Origin of the sequence: Streptomyces sp. NBC_00377 (assembly GCF_036075115.1) — a bacterium.
Taxonomy (GTDB): domain Bacteria; phylum Actinomycetota; class Actinomycetes; order Streptomycetales; family Streptomycetaceae; genus Streptomyces.
Window position 1 is genome coordinate 3,784,953 of sequence record NZ_CP107958.1, and the last position, 16,237, is coordinate 3,801,189.

Here is a 16,237-nt window from a genome sequence, read left to right on the forward strand (position 1 = left end):
GGTTCTCCTCAGTTCTTTTCAGCTAGGGGGTGTGGCCGGAATTACTGCGCGACCTGGGTGATCTCGAACGGCACGGGCTGCTGCGCCGCGTGCGGGTGCACGTCACCCTTGTAGACCTTCAGCTTCGACAGCATCTGACGGCCCAGCGTGTTCTTGGGGAGCATGCCCTTGACGGCCTTCTCGACGGCCTTCTCGGGGTTGTTCGCCAGGAGGTCGTCGTAGCGCACGGAGCGCAGACCGCCCGGGTAGCCGGAGTGGCGGTACGCCATCTTCTGGGTCCGCTTGTTGCCGGACAGGTGCACCTTGTCGGCGTTGATGATGATGACGAAGTCACCGGTGTCGACGTGGGGCGCGTAGATCGGCTTGTGCTTGCCCCGGAGGAGGGACGCGGCAGTGGTGGCGAGACGGCCCAGGACGATGTCCTGAGCGTCGATGACGTGCCACTGGCGCGTCACATCGCCGGGCTTGGGGCTGTACGTACGCACGGTTCGTAGCCTTCGCTTCTTCAGTGAATTGGTCCTGACAAGGTCACCGAAGACGATCACGACAGCCGAGACCGCACTGCGGTGACGCAAACCGCGTGCTGGTCGCTGGTCATCGGCCCGGTGGACCGGTGTAAGGGCCCGTCCCGTGAGAAGAGCAAGCCAATACACAACGAAGATGCAGGATACCCGTGTCTCGGGGGCGGGGTCAAAACGGGGCCTGTCACCCGATGACGCGTGAGCATGTCAGGCTCTCCGGAAGCGCCCGCCGGGAAACCCGGCCGCCGAGTGGCCTGCACCACACACTCGCACCCGGCCTGCGAGAACGCTGTACCAACCACCCACAGATGTCACCTTTGCCCGCACTCGCGCCCCGAACGCCGGGGGCTCCGGCGCAGGTGGAGGCGGAACAGCATCCCCCACTGCCCGTCTAAGATGCGGCCCATGAGCTATGGGCAGGGGGGACCTCAGTCCCAGTGGGATCCGTGGAAACCGAACTCCCAGCAGCCGTGGACCAGCGGGGATGACGGCCCGACCCCGGACTGGGCCGCGCTCGCGGAGGCGTCCGAGACGCGCAACAGGCGCCGTCGGCTGTTCCTCATAGGCGGCGGCGTGCTCGCCACGCTGGCCATCGGCACCGCCGTGACCATGGCCGTGGTCTCGGCGAACGGCAACGACGGGGCGAACAGGCCGACCTCCTCGCTGCCCGCCTCCGCCGGCCTGCCGAGCGCGTCCGGCACCCCCTCCTTCGCGCCGACCAGCGCCCCGCCCCCGCTGGACCCGAAGGAGTTCATCGCCAGCAAGGCCAAGGACACCGCCCCCAACGGGCCGGACCTGCTCTTCCCCGGGACGCAGCTGACCATGGGCTCGGCCGTGTACAAGAAGGGCCCCAAGGCCGACAGCACCACCTGCACCACGGGCGTCCAGGGCACGCTGCCCCAGGTCCTCACCGCCAACGGCTGCACGCGCCTCATGCGCATCACGTACACCAAGGACGACATCGCGGTGACGGTCGGTGTCGCGGTCTTCGACACCGAGGCACAGGCCCTCAAGGTCAAGAGCCAGTCCGACAACAAGAGCATCGTCAAGGCCCTCACCGGCGGCGGCGTCAAGGCCTTCTGCGACGGCGCGATCTGCCGCTCCACGACCAACTCGTACGGCCGGTACGCCTACTTCACCATCACCGGCTTCACGAACGGCAAGAACGTGACGACGAAGGACACGGCCGTCTTCGCCGCCGGCGACGACCTCGCGGAGTTCACCTTCCAGCGGATCCGCCAGCGCGGCGAGGCCGCGGCGTCGGCGGCCGCGAACAACTGACCGCGGCCGCCGATCCGCGACCGCGAGGTCGGCGTCCCCCCGGCGAGGTCAGCAGCACCCGGCCCCGGGCAGCGTCCGCTTGTTGCGCGCCTCCTTGTTGCGTGCGGCGAGCAGCTCGTCGGCCGGGTAGCCGACCTCCTCCAGCGTCAGCCCGTGCGGCCGTACGACATGCACGGCAGAGTCCCGCACACCCGCGGCCAGCACCTTCCCCGGCCACTCCGCGGACCGGTGCCCGTCGCCCACGAACAGCAGGGCCCCGATCAGGGAACGCACCATGTTGTGGCAGAACGCGTCGGCCCGGACGGTCGCGGTGATCACACCGTCCTCGCCCCGCAGCAGGCTCAGCTCCTGGAGGGTGCGAATGGTCGTCGCCCCCTCCCGCCGCTTGCAGTAGGCCGCGAAGTCGTGCTCGCCGAGCAGCCGCCGGGCGGCCTCGTTCATGGCGTCGACGTCCAGTGGCCAGTCGTGCCAGAGGACGTGGCTGCGCAGCAGCGGGTCGACGCCCCCCGGATCGTCCGTGACCCGGTACGCGTACCGCCGCCAGATCGCCGAGAAGCGTGCGTTGAATCCGGCCGGCGCCTCTTCGAGGGACCAGATCCGTACGTCCTTGTCGAGCCGTCCGGCAAGCCGCTTCAGCAGCTTCTCGCGGTGCTCGGCCCAGAGCTCCTCCGGCAGGTCGACGTGTGCCACCTGCCCGCGCGCGTGCACACCGGCGTCCGTCCGCCCGGCCACCGTCAGCTCGTACGTGGTGTCCTTGGACCGCGTCACGGTCCGCAGGGCGTCCTCGATCTCCCCCTGCACGGTCCGCCGCCCGCCGGCCTGCTTGGCCCACCCGGAGAATCCGCTCCCGTCGTACGAGAGATCCATCCGGACCCGTACGGACCCGGGCTGTACCTCGTCACTCACCCCTAGCTCCTCTCAAGCCTGCGACCTGCGGAGAACACCCTCGGAAACGCCCGCGAAAACGCGGAACGGGCCCGCCCCGAAGGGCGGACCCGTCCACTGCGAGGCGGAGCCTCAGGCGTCCTTGGACTCCTCGGCCGGAGCCTCGTCGGCCGCGGCCTCGTCGGCGGGCTTGGCGTCCTCGACGACCTCGTCCTTCTTGACGGCGTCTTCCTTGACCGCACGCTTGGTGGCGGCCTCGGCCTCACCGGTGGCCTGCTGCGCGACGGTCAGCGCCTCGACCAGCTCGATGACAGCCATGGGCGCGTTGTCGCCACGACGGTTACCGATCTTGGTGATGCGGGTGTAACCACCCGGACGGTTCTCGTAGCGCGGGCCGATCTCGGTGAAGAGCGTGTGCACGACGCTCTTGTCCGTGATCACCTGGAGCACCTGACGGCGGTTGTGAAGGTCGCCCTTCTTCGCCTTGGTGACCAGACGCTCGGCGTACGGACGCAGCTTGCGCGCCTTCGCCTCGGTGGTGGTGATGCGGCCGTGCTCGAAGAGCGACTTCGCGAGGTTCGCGAGGAGCAGCTTCTCGTGCGCGGCGCTGCCGCCCAGACGGGCACCCTTGGTGGGCTTCGGCATGGCGTTTCTCCTAGGTGTCTGCCCCGGCCGTATCAGGTACCGGGGTCAGTATCCGAGCAGACGGTTGTCTGTCGAAGATCCGGGCGCGTTTCAGGCGCACCCGGAGTGTCCGCGCCCCCAGAGGGGCGCGGGGAACTGCGCGACCAGCCACGACGGGTCCGCAGTCACGAACCGGCCGGTTCGCGGAGCGCTCAGTACTGCTCGGTCTCCACGAACCCGGCGTCCGCGTCGTCGTCGGCGCCGAAGGCGTCCGCGGCGGCGGTCGGGTCGAATCCGGGCGGGCTGTCCTTGAGCGCCAGGCCCATTCCGGCCAGCTTCGCCTTGACCTCGTCGATGGACTTCGCACCGAAGTTGCGGATGTCCAGGAGGTCGGCCTCGGAGCGGGCCACGAGCTCACCCACGGAGTGGATGCCCTCACGCTTGAGGCAGTTGTACGACCGAACGGTGAGCTCGAGCTCCTCGATCGGCAGGGCGAGATCAGCGGCGAGGGCGGCGTCCGTGGGGGACGGGCCCATGTCGATGCCCTCGGCGTCGATGTTCAGCTCGCGGGCGAGACCGAACAGCTCGACCAGCGTCTTACCGGCGGAGGCCATGGCGTCACGGGGACGCATCGCCTGCTTGGTCTCGACGTCGACGATCAGCTTGTCGAAGTCGGTGCGCTGCTCGACACGCGTGGCCTCGACCTTGTACGTGACCTTGAGAACCGGCGAGTAGATCGAGTCGACCGGGACGCGCCCGATCTCCTGACCGAGCTGCTTGTTCTGCACGGCGGAGACGTAACCGCGACCGCGCTCGACGGTCAGCTCCATCTCCAGCTTGCCCTTGCCGTTGAGCGTGGCGAGGACGAGGTCGGGGTTGTGGACCTCGACACCGGCCGGGGGCGCGATGTCGGCGGCGGTGACCAGACCCGGGCCCTGCTTGCGCAGGTACATCACGACCGGCTCGTCGTGCTCCGAGGAGACGACCAGCTGCTTGATGTTGAGGATCAGGTCGGTGACGTCCTCCTTGACGCCCGGCACGGTGGTGAACTCGTGCAGCACGCCGTCGATACGGATGGACGTGACCGCCGCACCCGGGATCGAGGAGAGGAGGGTCCGGCGAAGGGAGTTGCCGAGGGTGTAACCGAAGCCCGGCTCCAGCGGCTCGATCACGAACCGGGAGCGGAATTCGTCGACGACCTCTTCGGTCAACGAGGGACGCTGAGCGATCAGCATGTGGCGATCAGATCCTTCTTTCGTGGACGCCCGCTATTTGACGCCCGACGGAACCGTGCGTACTCACCGCACGGGTACTGCAAGGGTACGGGCGATACGGCCCTTTTACGGAGCCGTACCGCCCGAAAGCCTCAGACCGACACGCGGCCGTTCCCGGCCTGCGTGAGCCGCTGCGTCAGACGCGACGGCGCTTCGGCGGACGGCAGCCGTTGTGCGGGGTCGGGGTGACGTCCTGGATGGAGCCGACCTCGAGGCCCGTCGCCTGGAGGGAACGGATGGCGGTCTCACGACCGGCGCCCGGGCCCTTGACGAAGACGTCGACCTTGCGCATGCCGTGCTCCTGCGCGCGACGGGCAGCCGACTCGGCGGCCATCTGCGCGGCGAACGGCGTGGACTTGCGCGAGCCCTTGAAACCGACGTGGCCGGCGGAGGCCCACGAGATCACGTTTCCGGCCGGGTCCGTGATGGACACGATCGTGTTGTTGAACGTGCTCTTGATGTGCGCCTGGCCGTGCGCGACGTTCTTCTTTTCCTTGCGGCGCACCTTCTTGGCAGCGCCCTGACGACCCTTGGGGGGCATCTACAAACTCCTACGGGGAGGTGGTCGGTCCTACAGCGAAGACCGCTGATGAAGCGTTGTCCGCTGAGGACTACTTCTTGCCCGGCTTCTTCTTGCCGGCGATGGCGCGACGCGGGCCCTTGCGGGTACGAGCGTTCGTGCTGGTGCGCTGACCGCGGACAGGCAGACCACGACGGTGACGGAGACCCTGGTAGCTGCCGATCTCGACCTTGCGGCGGATGTCGGCCTGGATCTCGCGACGGAGGTCACCCTCGGTCTTGATGTTGGCGTCCACGTACTCGCGGATCGCGACGAGCTGCTCCTCGGAGAGGTCGCGAACGCGGGTGTTCGGGTCGACGCCGGTCGCTGCCAGCGTCTCCTGGGAGAGGGTCCGGCCGATGCCGAACACGTAGGTGAGGGCGACCTCCACACGCTTTTCGCGCGGGATGTCGACACCGGAAACGCGTGCCATTCAATGGCTCCAGTTGATCTTCGGAGGTCTTCCACAGATCCGGATCCCATCCGCCGGCCTCCTCGTACCGTGCGCGAGGCACAGTCGAGGATTAGGTACGAACTGGGTCCCCGGCCTCCGAGCCGGGGGTGTCAGGCGGGAGACCCGCCTGGGACCTGCGTATGAACAATTTGCTCGCGTCGCGCGAAGTCTCTGCGATATCGATGCAGAGGGTGTGATCTCTGAGCGATCAGCCCTGGCGCTGCTTGTGGCGCGGGTTCTCGCAAATGACCATGACCCGACCGTGACGGCGGATCACCCTGCACTTGTCGCAGATCTTCTTGACGCTCGGCTTGACCTTCATGGGATGTGAGGTTCTCCGGGTCAGTTGCCGGCAACCCCGCACGCGGGAGAGCGCACGGAGCCGGGGCAAGATCTACTTGTAGCGGTAGACGATCCGGCCACGCGTGAGGTCGTACGGAGACAGCTCCACCACGACCCGGTCGTCAGGGAGGATACGGATGTAGTGCATACGCATCTTGCCGCTGATGTGTGCCAGGACCTGGTGGCCGTTCTGGAGCTCGACCTTGAACATGGCGTTCGGAAGAGACTCGACGACAGTGCCCTCGATCTCGATGGCACCTTGCTTCTTGGCCACGCTTCGCCCTTCGAATCGACTACCTTGATCGACTCCCCTGCGTTCCCCTCAAGGGGTGCATGCAGACATGCGGGTGCACGAGAGCCGACGAGTCAGTCTACGTCAGGCACCGCGGAAAGACGAATCGAGAAGTCTGCCCCGGGGGCGAGATCCTTAAGCGGACCCCGGCCTCCCGGGCCCGTCCGGCTTCGGGGACGAGGGGGCCCGTTCAGGGCCGACAGGGGTCCGGGTCCGGGGGCACAGCCCCAGGGACGGGACCGCGGGGGGGGCGGAGGCGGGGGCGGGGAACCCGCGGGGCTCACCTCCCGGGGGAGGGGAGCCTCAGGCGAGCGGGTCCGGCGCCGCGACGACCCCGTGCTCCGCCAGCTTCGCCTTGCCCCCGTCGGGAGACGTGAGCACCAGCGGACCCTCCTCCGTCAGCGCGACCGAGTGCTCCCAGTGCGAGGACCAGGTGCCATCGGTCGTGATGACGGTCCAGTCGTCCTCCAGGACCTCCGTGCGCGGGGTGCCCAGCGAGACCATCGGCTCGATGGCCAGGCAGAAGCCGGGAACCAGCTTCGGGCCCTTGCCCCGCTTGCGGTCCACGTAGTTCAGCAGATGGGGGTCCATGTGCATCTCGGTGCCGATGCCGTGGCCGCCGTAGTCCTCGATGATCCCGTAGCGGCCGCCGCCGGGCTTGGGCTGACGGCGGATGTACGTCTCGATCGCACGGGAGACGTCGACCAGGCGGTTGCCCAGCTTCATGGCGGCGATGCCGGCCCACATCGACTCCTCGGTCACCCGCGAGAGCTCGATCAGTTCCGGAGCGTGGCCCGAGCCGACGAACGCCGTGTACGCCGCGTCGCCGTGCCAGCCGTCGACGATCGCACCGCAGTCGATGGAGATGATGTCGCCGTCCTTGAGGACCACCTCGTCGGACGGGATGCCGTGCACCACCACGTCGTTGACCGAGGTGCAGATCGTCGCGGGGAAGCCGCCGTAGCCCAGGAAGTTCGACTTGGCGCCGTTCTCCGCCAGGACCTTGCGGGCCACGTCGTCCAGGTCCTTCGTCGTCGCCCCCGGCACCGCCGCTTCGCGCGTGGCCGCGTGGATGGCGGCGACGACCAGCCCCGCCGCCCGCATCTTGGCGATCTGCTCGGGGCTCTTGATCTGCACCATGGGGGGCCTGCGCTCTCCGTCACTCAGGTCGGTCGGCTTACGTATGTACACAACAGTACGGCCGTGGTGTCCGGAAGGACTCCACGGCCGTACGGGGACGACGACTACTGGTCGTCGCCCTCACGCTTCAGTGCGGCCAGCGCACGGGCGGTGACCTCTTCCACCGGGCCCATGGCCTCGATGGTCACGACCAGGCCCTGCGCCTTGTAGTAGTCGATGATCGGCTCGGTCTGCGTGTGGTAGACCTCGAGCCGCGTGCGGACCGTCTCCTCGGAGTCGTCGTCCCGCTGGTACAGCTCGCCGCCGCAGACGTCGCAGACGCCTTCCCGGGCGGCCTTCTTGTACGTCACGTGAAAGACGTGAGCGGAGTCGTTGCGGCAGATGCGCCGGCCGGCGATCCGCTTGACGACCTCCTCCTCCGGGGCCTCCAGGTCCAGTACCGCGTCCAGCTTGATGCCCTCGATGGTGAGGAGCTCGTCGAGCGCCTCGGCCTGCGAGACGTTGCGCGGGAAACCGTCCAGCAGGAAGCCGCGCTCGGCGTCCGGCTGCTCCATGCGGTCCTTGGCCATGGCGATGGTGACCTCGTCGGGGACGAGGTTGCCGGCGTCCATGTAGGACTTCGCGAGTTTCCCGAGCTCCGTCTGCTGGCTGATGTTGGCGCGGAACAGGTCGCCCGTGGAGATGTGCGGAACGCGGAGCTTCTCGGCCAGACGTGTGGCCTGCGTTCCCTTTCCGGCGCCCGGCGGCCCGACGAGGACGATACGCATCAGCGGAGGAACCCTTCGTAATTGCGCTGCTGGAGCTGGCTCTCGATTTGCTTCACCGTCTCGAGACCGACACCCACGATGATCAGGATGCTGGTACCACCGAACGGGAAGTTCTGGCTTGCCCCGAAGCCAACCAACGCCATCGTCGGTACAAGAGCGATCAGACCCAGATACAGCGAACCCGGCCAGGTGATCCGGTTGAGCACGTACGAGAGGTACTCAGCGGTCGGTCGGCCAGCCCGGATGCCCGGGATGAAGCCACCATACTTCTTCATGTTGTCGGCTACTTCCTCGGGGTTGAAGGAGATAGCCACATAGAAGAACGCGAAGAAAACGATCAGCAGGAAGTACATGCTGATGTAGATCGGGTGGTCGCCCTTGGTCAGATTGGTCTCGATCCAGGTCTTCCAGCCGGAGGTTCCGCTGGAGAACTGGGCGACCAGGGCGGGGATGTAGAGCAGCGACGAGGCGAAGATGACCGGGATCACACCGGCCTGGTTCACCTTGAGCGGGATGTACGTCGAGGTACCGCCGTAGGACCGGCGGCCGATCATGCGCTTCGCGTACTGCACGGGGATACGGCGCTGGGCCTGCTCGACGAAGACCACCAGACCGACCATGACCAGGCCGACCAGGATGACGGTGCCGAACTCGATCCAACCGCCCGCCAGCGTGCCCTGCTTCTTGATGGCCCACAGGGCGGAGGGGAAGGTCGCGGCGATCGAGATGAACATCAGGATCGACATGCCGTTGCCGATGCCGCGGTCGGTGATGAGCTCACCGAGCCACATGACCATGGCGGTACCGGCGGTCATGCAGATGACCATGGTGATGGTGGTGAAGATCGCCTGGTCCGGGACGATGCTCGAGGCGACCGAGCAACCGGAGAACAGGGCGCCGCTGCGGGCGGTGGCCACCAGGCCGGTGCCCTGCAGGATGGCGAGTGCCACCGTGAGGTAGCGGGTGTACTGCGTGATCTTCGCGGTGCCGGCCTGGCCCTCCTTCTTGAGGGCTTCGAGACGCGGGATGACCACGGTCAGCAGCTGAAGGATGATGCTCGCCGTGATGTACGGCATGATGCCCAGCGCGAAGATGGTGATCTGCAGCAGCGCGCCGCCGCTGAACATGTTCACCAGACCGAAGAGGCCCTGGTTGCCGGACGCCTCGTCCACACACCGCTGAACGGATGTGTAGTCGACACCGGGGATCGGAATGTGCGTTCCGAGCCGGTAGATCACGATGATGGCGAGCGTGAAGAGCAGCTTCTTGCGCAGGTCGGGCGTCCTGAACGCCCGGGCGAACGCGGTGAGCACGGTGCCTCCTGCGACCCCCGCGCATCTGCGTCAAGGGTGACGGTCTTGAGGGTCCAATAAGAACAACGACAACGACATGTGTAACGGTCGACTGCCGCTCAAGGTGCCCCATGGGAAGCATCTTGTGAAAGTAGGCAGTGGAGGTCACCTTACCGGCGAAGGTACCGCCCTAGGAACGACCAACCGGGGATACCCCATATGTGGGGTATCCCCGGTCGGGATCGCTCAGGTCATCGAGACGCCTGTGGTGTTCAGACGAGCTCGGTGACGGTACCGCCGGCGGCGGTGATCTTCTCCTTGGCGGAGCCGGAGACGGCGTCGACCGTCACCTGCAGCGCCACGGAGAGCTCGCCCTGGCCGAGGACCTTGACGAGGCTGTTCTTGCGAACGGCACCCTTGGCGACGAGACCCTCGACGGTGACCTCGCCACCCTCCGGGTACAGCGCCGCCAGCTTGTCGAGGTTCACGACCTGGAACTCGGTCTTGAACGGGTTCTTGAAGCCCTTGAGCTTCGGGAGACGCATGTGGAGGGGCATCTGCCCACCCTCGAAGCGCTCCGGAACCTGGTAACGGGCCTTCGTGCCCTTGGTACCACGACCGGCCGTCTTACCCTTCGACGCCTCACCACGACCGACACGGGTCTTCGCGGTCTTGGCGCCCGGGGCGGGACGGAGGTTGTGGATCTTGAGCGGGTTGTTCTCCGCCATGATCAGTCGACCTCCTCAACCGTCACGAGGTGGCGGACGGTGTGCACCATTCCGCGGAACTCGGGGCGGTCCTCCTTGACGACCACGTCGTTCAGGCGCTTGAGCCCGAGCGAACGCAGGGTGTCACGGTGGTTCTGCTTGCTGCCGATGTACGACTTCGTCTGCGTGATCTTGAGGCGGGCCATTACGCACCAGCCCCGGCACGCGCACGAAGCAGAGCCGCGGGAGCGACGTCCTCGAGGGGCAGACCGCGGCGGGCCGCGATCTCCTCGGGACGCTGGAGGCCCTTCAGGGCCTCCACGGTCGCGTGCACGATGTTGATCGCGTTCGACGAACCGAGCGACTTCGACAGGATGTCGTGGACGCCGGCGCACTCGAGCACGGCACGCACCGGGCCACCGGCGATGACGCCGGTACCGGGGGAAGCAGGCTTGAGCAGGACGACGCCCGCGGCCTTCTCGCCCGTGATCGGGTGCGGGATGGTGCCCTGGATACGCGGGACCTTGAAGAAGTGCTTCTTGGCCTCTTCAACGCCCTTGGCGATGGCGGCCGGCACCTCCTTGGCCTTGCCGTAACCGACACCCACGGTGCCGTCACCGTCGCCCACCACGACCAGCGCGGTGAAGCTGAAGCGACGACCACCCTTCACAACCTTGGCGACACGGTTGATCGCGACGACGCGCTCAACGTACGCGGTCTTCTCGGCGGCAGCAGCGCCGCCGTCACGGCCCTTCCGGTCCCGCCGCTCGCCGCCACCGGCACCGCTTCCGCGGCGCTGGGGTCCAGCCATTGGATTACCTCTCTCTTTTTCCGCTAGCTACGCAGCGACCTAGGTCGCTAGCGCGACGGGCGACTCAGAACTTGAGTCCGGCTTCGCGGGCGGCGTCCGCAAGGGCGGCGATGCGCCCCGCGTACTGGTTGCCGCCACGGTCGAATACGACAGCCTCGACACCGGCGGCCTTGGCGCGCTCGGCGACCAGGGCGCCGACCGACTTGGCCTGCGCGGACTTGTCGCCCTCGCCGCCGCGGATCGTCGTGTCCAGGGTCGACGCCGACGCCAGGGTGTGACCCTTGATGTCGTCGATGACCTGAGCCACGATGTGGCGGTTCGAGCGCGTCACGACCAGGCGCGGACGCTCAGCCGTACCCGAGATGTGCTTACGGATCCGGATGTGGCGACGCTTGATCGCGGCACGCTTGTAAGCGTCGCCCTTGAGGATCTTCTGTCCGTATGCCATGGCTTACTTACCCGCCTTTCCGACCTTGCGGCGGATGACTTCGCCCTCGTACTTGACACCCTTGGCCTTGTACGGGTCGGGCTTGCGCAGCTTGCGGATGTTGGCCGCAACCTCGCCGACCTTCTGCTTGTCGATGCCCTCGACCGAGAACCGGGTGGGGTTCTCGACCTTGAAGGAGATTCCCTCGGGGGCCTCGACGGTGATCGGGTGGCTGTAACCGAGCGCGAACTCGAGGTTCGAGCCCTTCGCGGTCACGCGGTAACCGACACCACTGATCTCGAGCTTCTTCACGTAACCCTCGGTCACGCCGGTGATCATGTTCGCCACCAGCGTGCGGGACAGGCCGTGCAGGGCCTTGCTCTGACGCTCGTCGTTGGGGCGGGTGACGTTCAGAACGCCGTCCTCACCCTTGGCGATCTCGATCGGCGCGACGACGGTGTGGGACAGCGAGCCCTTGGGACCCTTGACCGAAACCGTCTGGCCGTCGATGGTGACGTCCACACCGGCGGGAACCGTGATAGGGAGCTTGCCAATACGCGACATAGCTTTTTCCGTTCCCTTCCGCTACCAGACGTAGGCGAGAACTTCTCCGCCTACGCCCTTCTTGCCGGCCTGCTTGTCGGTGAGGAGACCGTGCGACGTGGAGATGATCGCCACGCCGAGGCCACCGAGCACCTTGGGCAGGGAGGTGGACTTCGCGTAAACCCGGAGACCGGGCTTGGAGATCCGCTTGATGCCCGCGATGGAGCGCTCACGGTTCGGGCCGAACTTGAGCTCGAGGGTGAGGTTCTTGCCGACTTCGGCGTCCTCGACCTTCCAGCCGGTGATGAAGCCCTCCTGCTGGAGGATCTCCGCGATGTGAGACTTGATCTTGGACGCCGGCATCGTCACGGAATCGTGGTACGCCGAGTTCGCGTTCCGCAGACGCGTCAGCATGTCTGCGATCGGATCAGTCATGGTCATGAGTTGGCCTGTGGCCTCTCTCGCCGGGGTTTCCTGGTGCGCCATCCCTCTCCCCGATCCGAGACGGGACGGGTGCGGCGCGGTGGACCTACGGCGTAGTAAGTCGTACGGGCTACCGTCAGGCGCCCAACCCTCCAAGCCTAAGCCATGAAGAGGTGGGCGCCTGACACGCCCATTGCTTACCGAGAGCCTCTGGAACCCCTAAAAGGGGGTTTACCAGGAGCTCTTGGTCACGCCCGGCAGCTCGCCACGGTGAGCCATCTCACGAAGGCACACACGGCAGAGGCCGAACTTGCGGTACACGGAGTGGGGACGGCCGCAACGCTGGCAGCGGTTGTACGCGCGCACAGCGAACTTGGGCTTGCGAGCAGCCTTCGCGATCAGAGCCTTCTTCGCCATCTCGCTCACGCCTCCTTGAAGGGGAAGCCGAGGTGACGAAGGAGCGCACGGCCCTCAGCGTCGTTGGTCGCCGTGGTGACCACGGTGATGTCCATACCCCGGACACGGTCGATCTTGTCCTGGTCGATCTCGTGGAACATGACCTGCTCCGTGAGACCGAAGGTGTAGTTGCCACGGCCGTCGAACTGCTTGGGGGACAGACCACGGAAGTCGCGGATGCGCGGGAGCGCGAGCGACAGGGTGCGGTCCAGGAACTCCCACATGCGGTCGCCACGAAGCGTGACGTGGGCACCGATCGGCTGACCCTCGCGCAGCTTGAACTGCGCGATGGACTTGCGGGCCTTGGTGACGGCCGGCTTCTGACCGGTGATCGTGGTGAGGTCGCGGATGGCGCCCTCGATCAGCTTGGAGTCGCGGGCGGCGTCGCCCACACCCATGTTGACCACGATCTTGACGAGGCCGGGGATCTGCATGACGTTCTCGTAGGAGAACTCCTCACGCAGCTTGCCCGCGATCTCCTCGCGGTACTTCGTCTTCAGACGCGGAGTCGTGGTGGTAGCCATCAGATGTCCTCACCCGTCCGCTTGGCAACGCGGATCTTGTTGCCCTCGTCGTCGAAGCGGTAACCGACGCGCGTGACGACCTTGTTGCCGTCCTTCTCCACGACCAGCTGAACGTTGGACACGTGGATCGGGGCCTCGGTGGTCACGATGCCGCCGGCCTGCGAGCCGCTGGCGGTCGGACCGGCCTTCGTGTGCTTCTTGACCCGGTTGACACCCTCGACCAGGACGCGGTCCTCGCGGGGGAAGGCCGCGATGACCTTGCCCTGCTTGCCCTTGTCCTTGCCCGTGATGACCTGAACCAGGTCGCCCTTCTTGATCTTCATGCTTACAGCACCTCCGGAGCCAGCGAGATGATCTTCATGAACTTCTTCTCGCGCAGCTCCCGGCCGACCGGGCCGAAGATGCGGGTGCCACGAGGGTCGCCGTCGTTCTTCAGAATGACAGCGGCGTTCTCGTCGAAGCGGATGTACGAGCCGTCCGGACGGCGGCGCTCCTTGACGGTGCGAACGATGACCGCCTTGATGACGTCACCCTTCTTCACGTTGCCGCCGGGGATCGCGTCCTTGACGGTGGCGACGATGACGTCACCGATGCCCGCGTAGCGGCGACCGGAGCCACCGAGCACACGGATGCAAAGGATTTCCTTCGCACCAGTGTTGTCGGCGACGCGAAGTCGCGACTCCTGCTGGATCACGTCTATCTCCTGTGTGTCTGCCGGTTCCCCGCAGGGGCCTCATACGAGGACCCCTGCGGAGCCTGGCGGAACTGTCCTGCGAGGGATGCCCCGCAGGAGGATTACTTGGCCTTCTCGAGGATCTCGACGACGCGCCAGCGCTTCGTGGCGGACAGCGGCCGGGTCTCCGCGAGGAGGACACGGTCGCCGACGCCCGCGGCATTCTGCTCGTCGTGAGCCTTGAGCTTGTTCGTACGGCGGATGACCTTGCCGTACAGCGCGTGCTTCACACGGTCCTCGACGGCGACGACGACGGTCTTGTCCATCTTGTCGCTGACGACGAGACCCTCACGGGTCTTGCGGAAACCGCGCGCCTCGGGGGTGTTCTCAGTCACGTTGCTCTCGCTCATCAGGCGCTCTCCACCGTCTCGATGCCCAGCTCGCGCTCACGCATCAGGGTGTAGATCCGCGCGATGTCCTTACGGACGGCCTTGAGCCGGCCGTGGTTCTCGAGCTGACCCGTCGCCGCCTGGAAGCGGAGGTTGAACAGCTCTTCCTTGGCTTCGCGGAGCTTGTTGAGAAGCTCCTCGTCACCCAGTTCGCGCAGCTCGGACGCCTTGGTACCGGCCGACATCACGCTTCACCTGCCTCGCGCTTGACGATCCGGCACTTCATCGGCAGCTTGTGGGCTGCGCGAGTGAGGGCCTCACGGGCGATCTTCTCGTTGGGGTAGGACAGCTCGAACATGACCCGGCCCGGGTGCACGTTCGCGATCCACCACTCCGGAGAACCCTTACCGGAACCCATGCGGGTCTCGGCAGGCTTCTTCGTGAGCGGGCGGTCCGGGTAGATGTTGATCCAGACCTTGCCGCCACGCTTGATGTGGCGGGTCATCGCGATACGGGCCGCCTCGATCTGGCGGTTGGTCACGTACGCCGGCGTGAGGGCCTGAATGCCGTACTCGCCGAACGAGACCGTCGTACCGCCCTTGGCCTGACCACGGCGCTTCGGGTGGTGCTGCTTGCGGTGCTTGACCCTACGGGGGATCAGCATGTCGGTCAGGCCTCCGTTCCGGTGCTCTCAGCCGGAGCGGCAGCCGCCGGAGCCTCGGCCTTGGGGGCCTCGGCAGCGGGAGCCTGCTGCGGCTTACGACCGCGACCGCCGCGCTCGCCACCACGGCCACCACGGGCCGGGCGGTCGGCGCCGCCGCCACCACGGGCCGGGCGGTTGCCGGCGCGGGCAGCAGCGTTCTCGGCGCGGACCTCGGCGATGTTCTTGACATCGCCCTTGTAGATCCAGACCTTCACACCGATGCGGCCGAAGGTCGTCTTGGCCTCGAAGAAGCCGTAGTCCACGTTCGCGCGGAGCGTGTGCAGGGGCACACGGCCCTCGCGGTAGAACTCCGAGCGGGACATCTCGGCGCCACCGAGGCGGCCACCGCACTGGATCTTGATGCCCTTGGCGCCCGCCTTCATCGCCGACTGCATGCTCTTACGCATGGCGCGACGGAAGGAGACGCGGGAGGAGAGCTGCTCGGCGACGGCCTGGGCCACCAGCTGAGCGTCGACCTCGGGGTTCTTCACCTCGAGGATGTTCAGCTGGACCTGCTTCTTGGTCAGCTTCTCCAGGTCGCCGCGGATGCGGTCGGCCTCGGCGCCGCGGCGGCCGATGACGATGCCCGGACGCGCGGTGTGGATGTCGACGCGGACGCGGTCACGGGTGCGCTCGATCTCCACCTTCGAGATGCCGGCGCGCTCCATGCCGGACGTCATCATCCGACGGATGGCGACGTCTTCCCCGACGTACTCCTTGTACGACTTGTCGGCGTACCAACGGGACTTGAAGTCCGTGGTGATGCCGAGCCGGAACCCATGCGGGTTAACCTTCTGGCCCATTACCGGGTCCCTTCCTTGCTGCTGACGACCACGGTGATGTGGCTGGTCCGCTTGCGGATCCGGTAGGCGCGGCCCTGGGCGCGCGGACGGAACCGCTTCAGGGTCGGGCCCTCGTCGACGTACGCCTCGGAGATGAAGAGGCTGTCGGCGTCAGTGTGGTCGTAGTTGTGCGCGGCGTTGGCGATGGCGCTGTCAAGCACCTTGCCGACCGGCACGCTCGCGGCCTGCGGGGCGAAACGCAGGACCGCCTGAGCCTCCGTGGCGTCCATGCCACGGATAAGGTCCACCACCCGGCGGGCCTTCATGGGCGTGACGCGGATGTACCGCGCCTGGGCCCTGGCTTCCAT

The 16,237-nt window shown here is 66.7% G+C and carries 27 protein-coding genes; 1 reads left to right on the plus strand and 26 read right to left on the minus strand.

All coding sequences use genetic code 11. From position 1 onward, the window contains the following. Positions 1 to 41: 41 nt before the first annotated feature. Positions 42 to 485: a 50S ribosomal protein L13 gene (rplM, locus tag OHS71_RS16895; protein ID WP_020132189.1), complete on the minus strand. Its 444-nt coding sequence runs from the start codon at positions 483 to 485 to the stop codon at positions 42 to 44. 441 nt (positions 486 to 926) lie between these two features. Between rplM and OHS71_RS16900 the strand changes: the two genes are divergently transcribed. After that, positions 927 to 1,802 carry a hypothetical protein gene (locus OHS71_RS16900; protein ID WP_328480223.1) on the plus strand — a complete coding sequence of 292 codons (876 nt, stop codon included), beginning with the start codon at positions 927 to 929 and terminating at the stop codon, positions 1,800 to 1,802. Between the two features lie 48 nt (positions 1,803 to 1,850). Here the strand turns inward: OHS71_RS16900 and truA are convergent, their stop codons facing one another. The 25 genes from truA to rplV all read right to left on the minus strand — a co-directional run bounded on the left by truA (position 1,851) and on the right by rplV (position 16,237). Further along, the gene (gene truA, locus OHS71_RS16905) at positions 1,851 to 2,708 is read right to left on the minus strand and encodes a tRNA pseudouridine(38-40) synthase TruA (RefSeq protein WP_328480224.1); all 858 of its coding nucleotides are present in this window, start codon (positions 2,706 to 2,708) and stop codon (positions 1,851 to 1,853) included. A 111-nt stretch (positions 2,709 to 2,819) separates the two neighbouring features. Beyond that, the gene (rplQ, locus tag OHS71_RS16910; RefSeq protein WP_328480225.1) at positions 2,820 to 3,332 is read right to left on the minus strand and encodes a 50S ribosomal protein L17; all 513 of its coding nucleotides are present in this window, start codon (positions 3,330 to 3,332) and stop codon (positions 2,820 to 2,822) included. 191 nt (positions 3,333 to 3,523) lie between these two features. Continuing rightward, the gene (locus tag OHS71_RS16915; RefSeq protein ID WP_081553201.1) at positions 3,524 to 4,546 is read right to left on the minus strand and encodes a DNA-directed RNA polymerase subunit alpha; all 1,023 of its coding nucleotides are present in this window, start codon (positions 4,544 to 4,546) and stop codon (positions 3,524 to 3,526) included. A 175-nt stretch (positions 4,547 to 4,721) separates the two neighbouring features. Next, positions 4,722 to 5,126 carry a 30S ribosomal protein S11 gene (gene rpsK, locus OHS71_RS16920; protein ID WP_010354218.1) on the minus strand — a complete coding sequence of 135 codons (405 nt, stop codon included), beginning with the start codon at positions 5,124 to 5,126 and terminating at the stop codon, positions 4,722 to 4,724. A gap of 70 nt (positions 5,127 to 5,196) precedes the next feature. Further along, positions 5,197 to 5,577: a 30S ribosomal protein S13 gene (gene rpsM, locus OHS71_RS16925; protein ID WP_307164922.1), complete on the minus strand. Its 381-nt coding sequence runs from the start codon at positions 5,575 to 5,577 to the stop codon at positions 5,197 to 5,199. A 229-nt stretch (positions 5,578 to 5,806) separates the two neighbouring features. Then, complete coding sequence (gene rpmJ, locus OHS71_RS16930; protein ID WP_003998809.1) at positions 5,807 to 5,920, minus strand: 50S ribosomal protein L36; 114 nt, start codon at positions 5,918 to 5,920, stop codon at positions 5,807 to 5,809. Positions 5,921 to 5,992: 72 nt separating this feature from the next. Continuing rightward, positions 5,993 to 6,214 carry a translation initiation factor IF-1 gene (gene infA / locus OHS71_RS16935; RefSeq protein ID WP_003948620.1) on the minus strand — a complete coding sequence of 74 codons (222 nt, stop codon included), beginning with the start codon at positions 6,212 to 6,214 and terminating at the stop codon, positions 5,993 to 5,995. A 321-nt stretch (positions 6,215 to 6,535) separates the two neighbouring features. Continuing rightward, on the minus strand, positions 6,536 to 7,372 hold the full coding sequence (gene map, locus OHS71_RS16940) for a type I methionyl aminopeptidase (protein ID WP_328480226.1): 837 nt from the start codon (positions 7,370 to 7,372) through the stop codon (positions 6,536 to 6,538). Between the two features lie 104 nt (positions 7,373 to 7,476). Beyond that, a complete protein-coding gene (locus tag OHS71_RS16945; protein ID WP_328480227.1) occupies positions 7,477 to 8,139 on the minus strand; it encodes an adenylate kinase in 663 nt (220 codons plus the stop codon). Continuing rightward, a complete protein-coding gene (gene secY, locus OHS71_RS16950) occupies positions 8,139 to 9,452 on the minus strand; it encodes a preprotein translocase subunit SecY (RefSeq protein ID WP_328480228.1) in 1,314 nt (437 codons plus the stop codon). The genes OHS71_RS16945 and secY overlap by 1 nt, the downstream gene beginning before the upstream one ends. A gap of 251 nt (positions 9,453 to 9,703) precedes the next feature. Further along, positions 9,704 to 10,159 (minus strand): 50S ribosomal protein L15, encoded by a 456-nt coding sequence (gene rplO / locus OHS71_RS16955; protein ID WP_328480229.1) that lies wholly within the window; start codon positions 10,157 to 10,159, stop codon positions 9,704 to 9,706. 2 nt (positions 10,160 to 10,161) lie between these two features. Continuing rightward, positions 10,162 to 10,344, minus strand: coding sequence for a 50S ribosomal protein L30 (rpmD, locus tag OHS71_RS16960; protein ID WP_005313525.1), 183 nt, complete (start codon positions 10,342 to 10,344; stop codon positions 10,162 to 10,164). Next, a complete protein-coding gene (gene rpsE / locus OHS71_RS16965; RefSeq protein WP_020132624.1) occupies positions 10,344 to 10,949 on the minus strand; it encodes a 30S ribosomal protein S5 in 606 nt (201 codons plus the stop codon). The genes rpmD and rpsE overlap by 1 nt, the downstream gene beginning before the upstream one ends. 64 nt (positions 10,950 to 11,013) lie before the next feature. Then, a complete protein-coding gene (gene rplR / locus OHS71_RS16970; RefSeq protein WP_020132625.1) occupies positions 11,014 to 11,397 on the minus strand; it encodes a 50S ribosomal protein L18 in 384 nt (127 codons plus the stop codon). Between the two features lie 3 nt (positions 11,398 to 11,400). After that, on the minus strand, positions 11,401 to 11,940 hold the full coding sequence (gene rplF / locus OHS71_RS16975; RefSeq protein WP_328480230.1) for a 50S ribosomal protein L6: 540 nt from the start codon (positions 11,938 to 11,940) through the stop codon (positions 11,401 to 11,403). A 21-nt stretch (positions 11,941 to 11,961) separates the two neighbouring features. After that, positions 11,962 to 12,360, minus strand: a complete 399-nt coding sequence (rpsH, locus tag OHS71_RS16980; RefSeq protein WP_030788259.1) for a 30S ribosomal protein S8 — start codon at positions 12,358 to 12,360, stop codon at positions 11,962 to 11,964. A 213-nt stretch (positions 12,361 to 12,573) separates the two neighbouring features. Next, on the minus strand, positions 12,574 to 12,759 hold the full coding sequence (locus OHS71_RS16985) for a type Z 30S ribosomal protein S14 (protein WP_030890724.1): 186 nt from the start codon (positions 12,757 to 12,759) through the stop codon (positions 12,574 to 12,576). Positions 12,760 to 12,764: 5 nt separating this feature from the next. After that, positions 12,765 to 13,322, minus strand: a complete 558-nt coding sequence (gene rplE, locus OHS71_RS16990) for a 50S ribosomal protein L5 (protein WP_030788262.1) — start codon at positions 13,320 to 13,322, stop codon at positions 12,765 to 12,767. Further along, positions 13,322 to 13,645 carry a 50S ribosomal protein L24 gene (gene rplX, locus OHS71_RS16995; RefSeq protein WP_033272457.1) on the minus strand — a complete coding sequence of 108 codons (324 nt, stop codon included), beginning with the start codon at positions 13,643 to 13,645 and terminating at the stop codon, positions 13,322 to 13,324. Before rplX ends, rplE begins: the two co-directional genes overlap by 1 nt. 2 nt (positions 13,646 to 13,647) lie before the next feature. Continuing rightward, on the minus strand, positions 13,648 to 14,016 hold the full coding sequence (gene rplN, locus OHS71_RS17000; protein WP_003992364.1) for a 50S ribosomal protein L14: 369 nt from the start codon (positions 14,014 to 14,016) through the stop codon (positions 13,648 to 13,650). Between the two features lie 101 nt (positions 14,017 to 14,117). Continuing rightward, positions 14,118 to 14,405, minus strand: coding sequence for a 30S ribosomal protein S17 (gene rpsQ / locus OHS71_RS17005; protein ID WP_020132629.1), 288 nt, complete (start codon positions 14,403 to 14,405; stop codon positions 14,118 to 14,120). Beyond that, positions 14,405 to 14,629, minus strand: coding sequence for a 50S ribosomal protein L29 (gene rpmC, locus OHS71_RS17010; protein WP_005481220.1), 225 nt, complete (start codon positions 14,627 to 14,629; stop codon positions 14,405 to 14,407). The genes rpsQ and rpmC overlap by 1 nt, the downstream gene beginning before the upstream one ends. Beyond that, positions 14,629 to 15,048 (minus strand): 50S ribosomal protein L16, encoded by a 420-nt coding sequence (gene rplP / locus OHS71_RS17015; RefSeq protein ID WP_006140905.1) that lies wholly within the window; start codon positions 15,046 to 15,048, stop codon positions 14,629 to 14,631. The genes rpmC and rplP overlap by 1 nt, the downstream gene beginning before the upstream one ends. A gap of 5 nt (positions 15,049 to 15,053) precedes the next feature. Beyond that, positions 15,054 to 15,890 (minus strand): 30S ribosomal protein S3, encoded by an 837-nt coding sequence (gene rpsC / locus OHS71_RS17020; protein WP_057584676.1) that lies wholly within the window; start codon positions 15,888 to 15,890, stop codon positions 15,054 to 15,056. After that, positions 15,890 to 16,237, minus strand: a complete 348-nt coding sequence (gene rplV / locus OHS71_RS17025; RefSeq protein ID WP_003974262.1) for a 50S ribosomal protein L22 — start codon at positions 16,235 to 16,237, stop codon at positions 15,890 to 15,892. Before rplV ends, rpsC begins: the two co-directional genes overlap by 1 nt.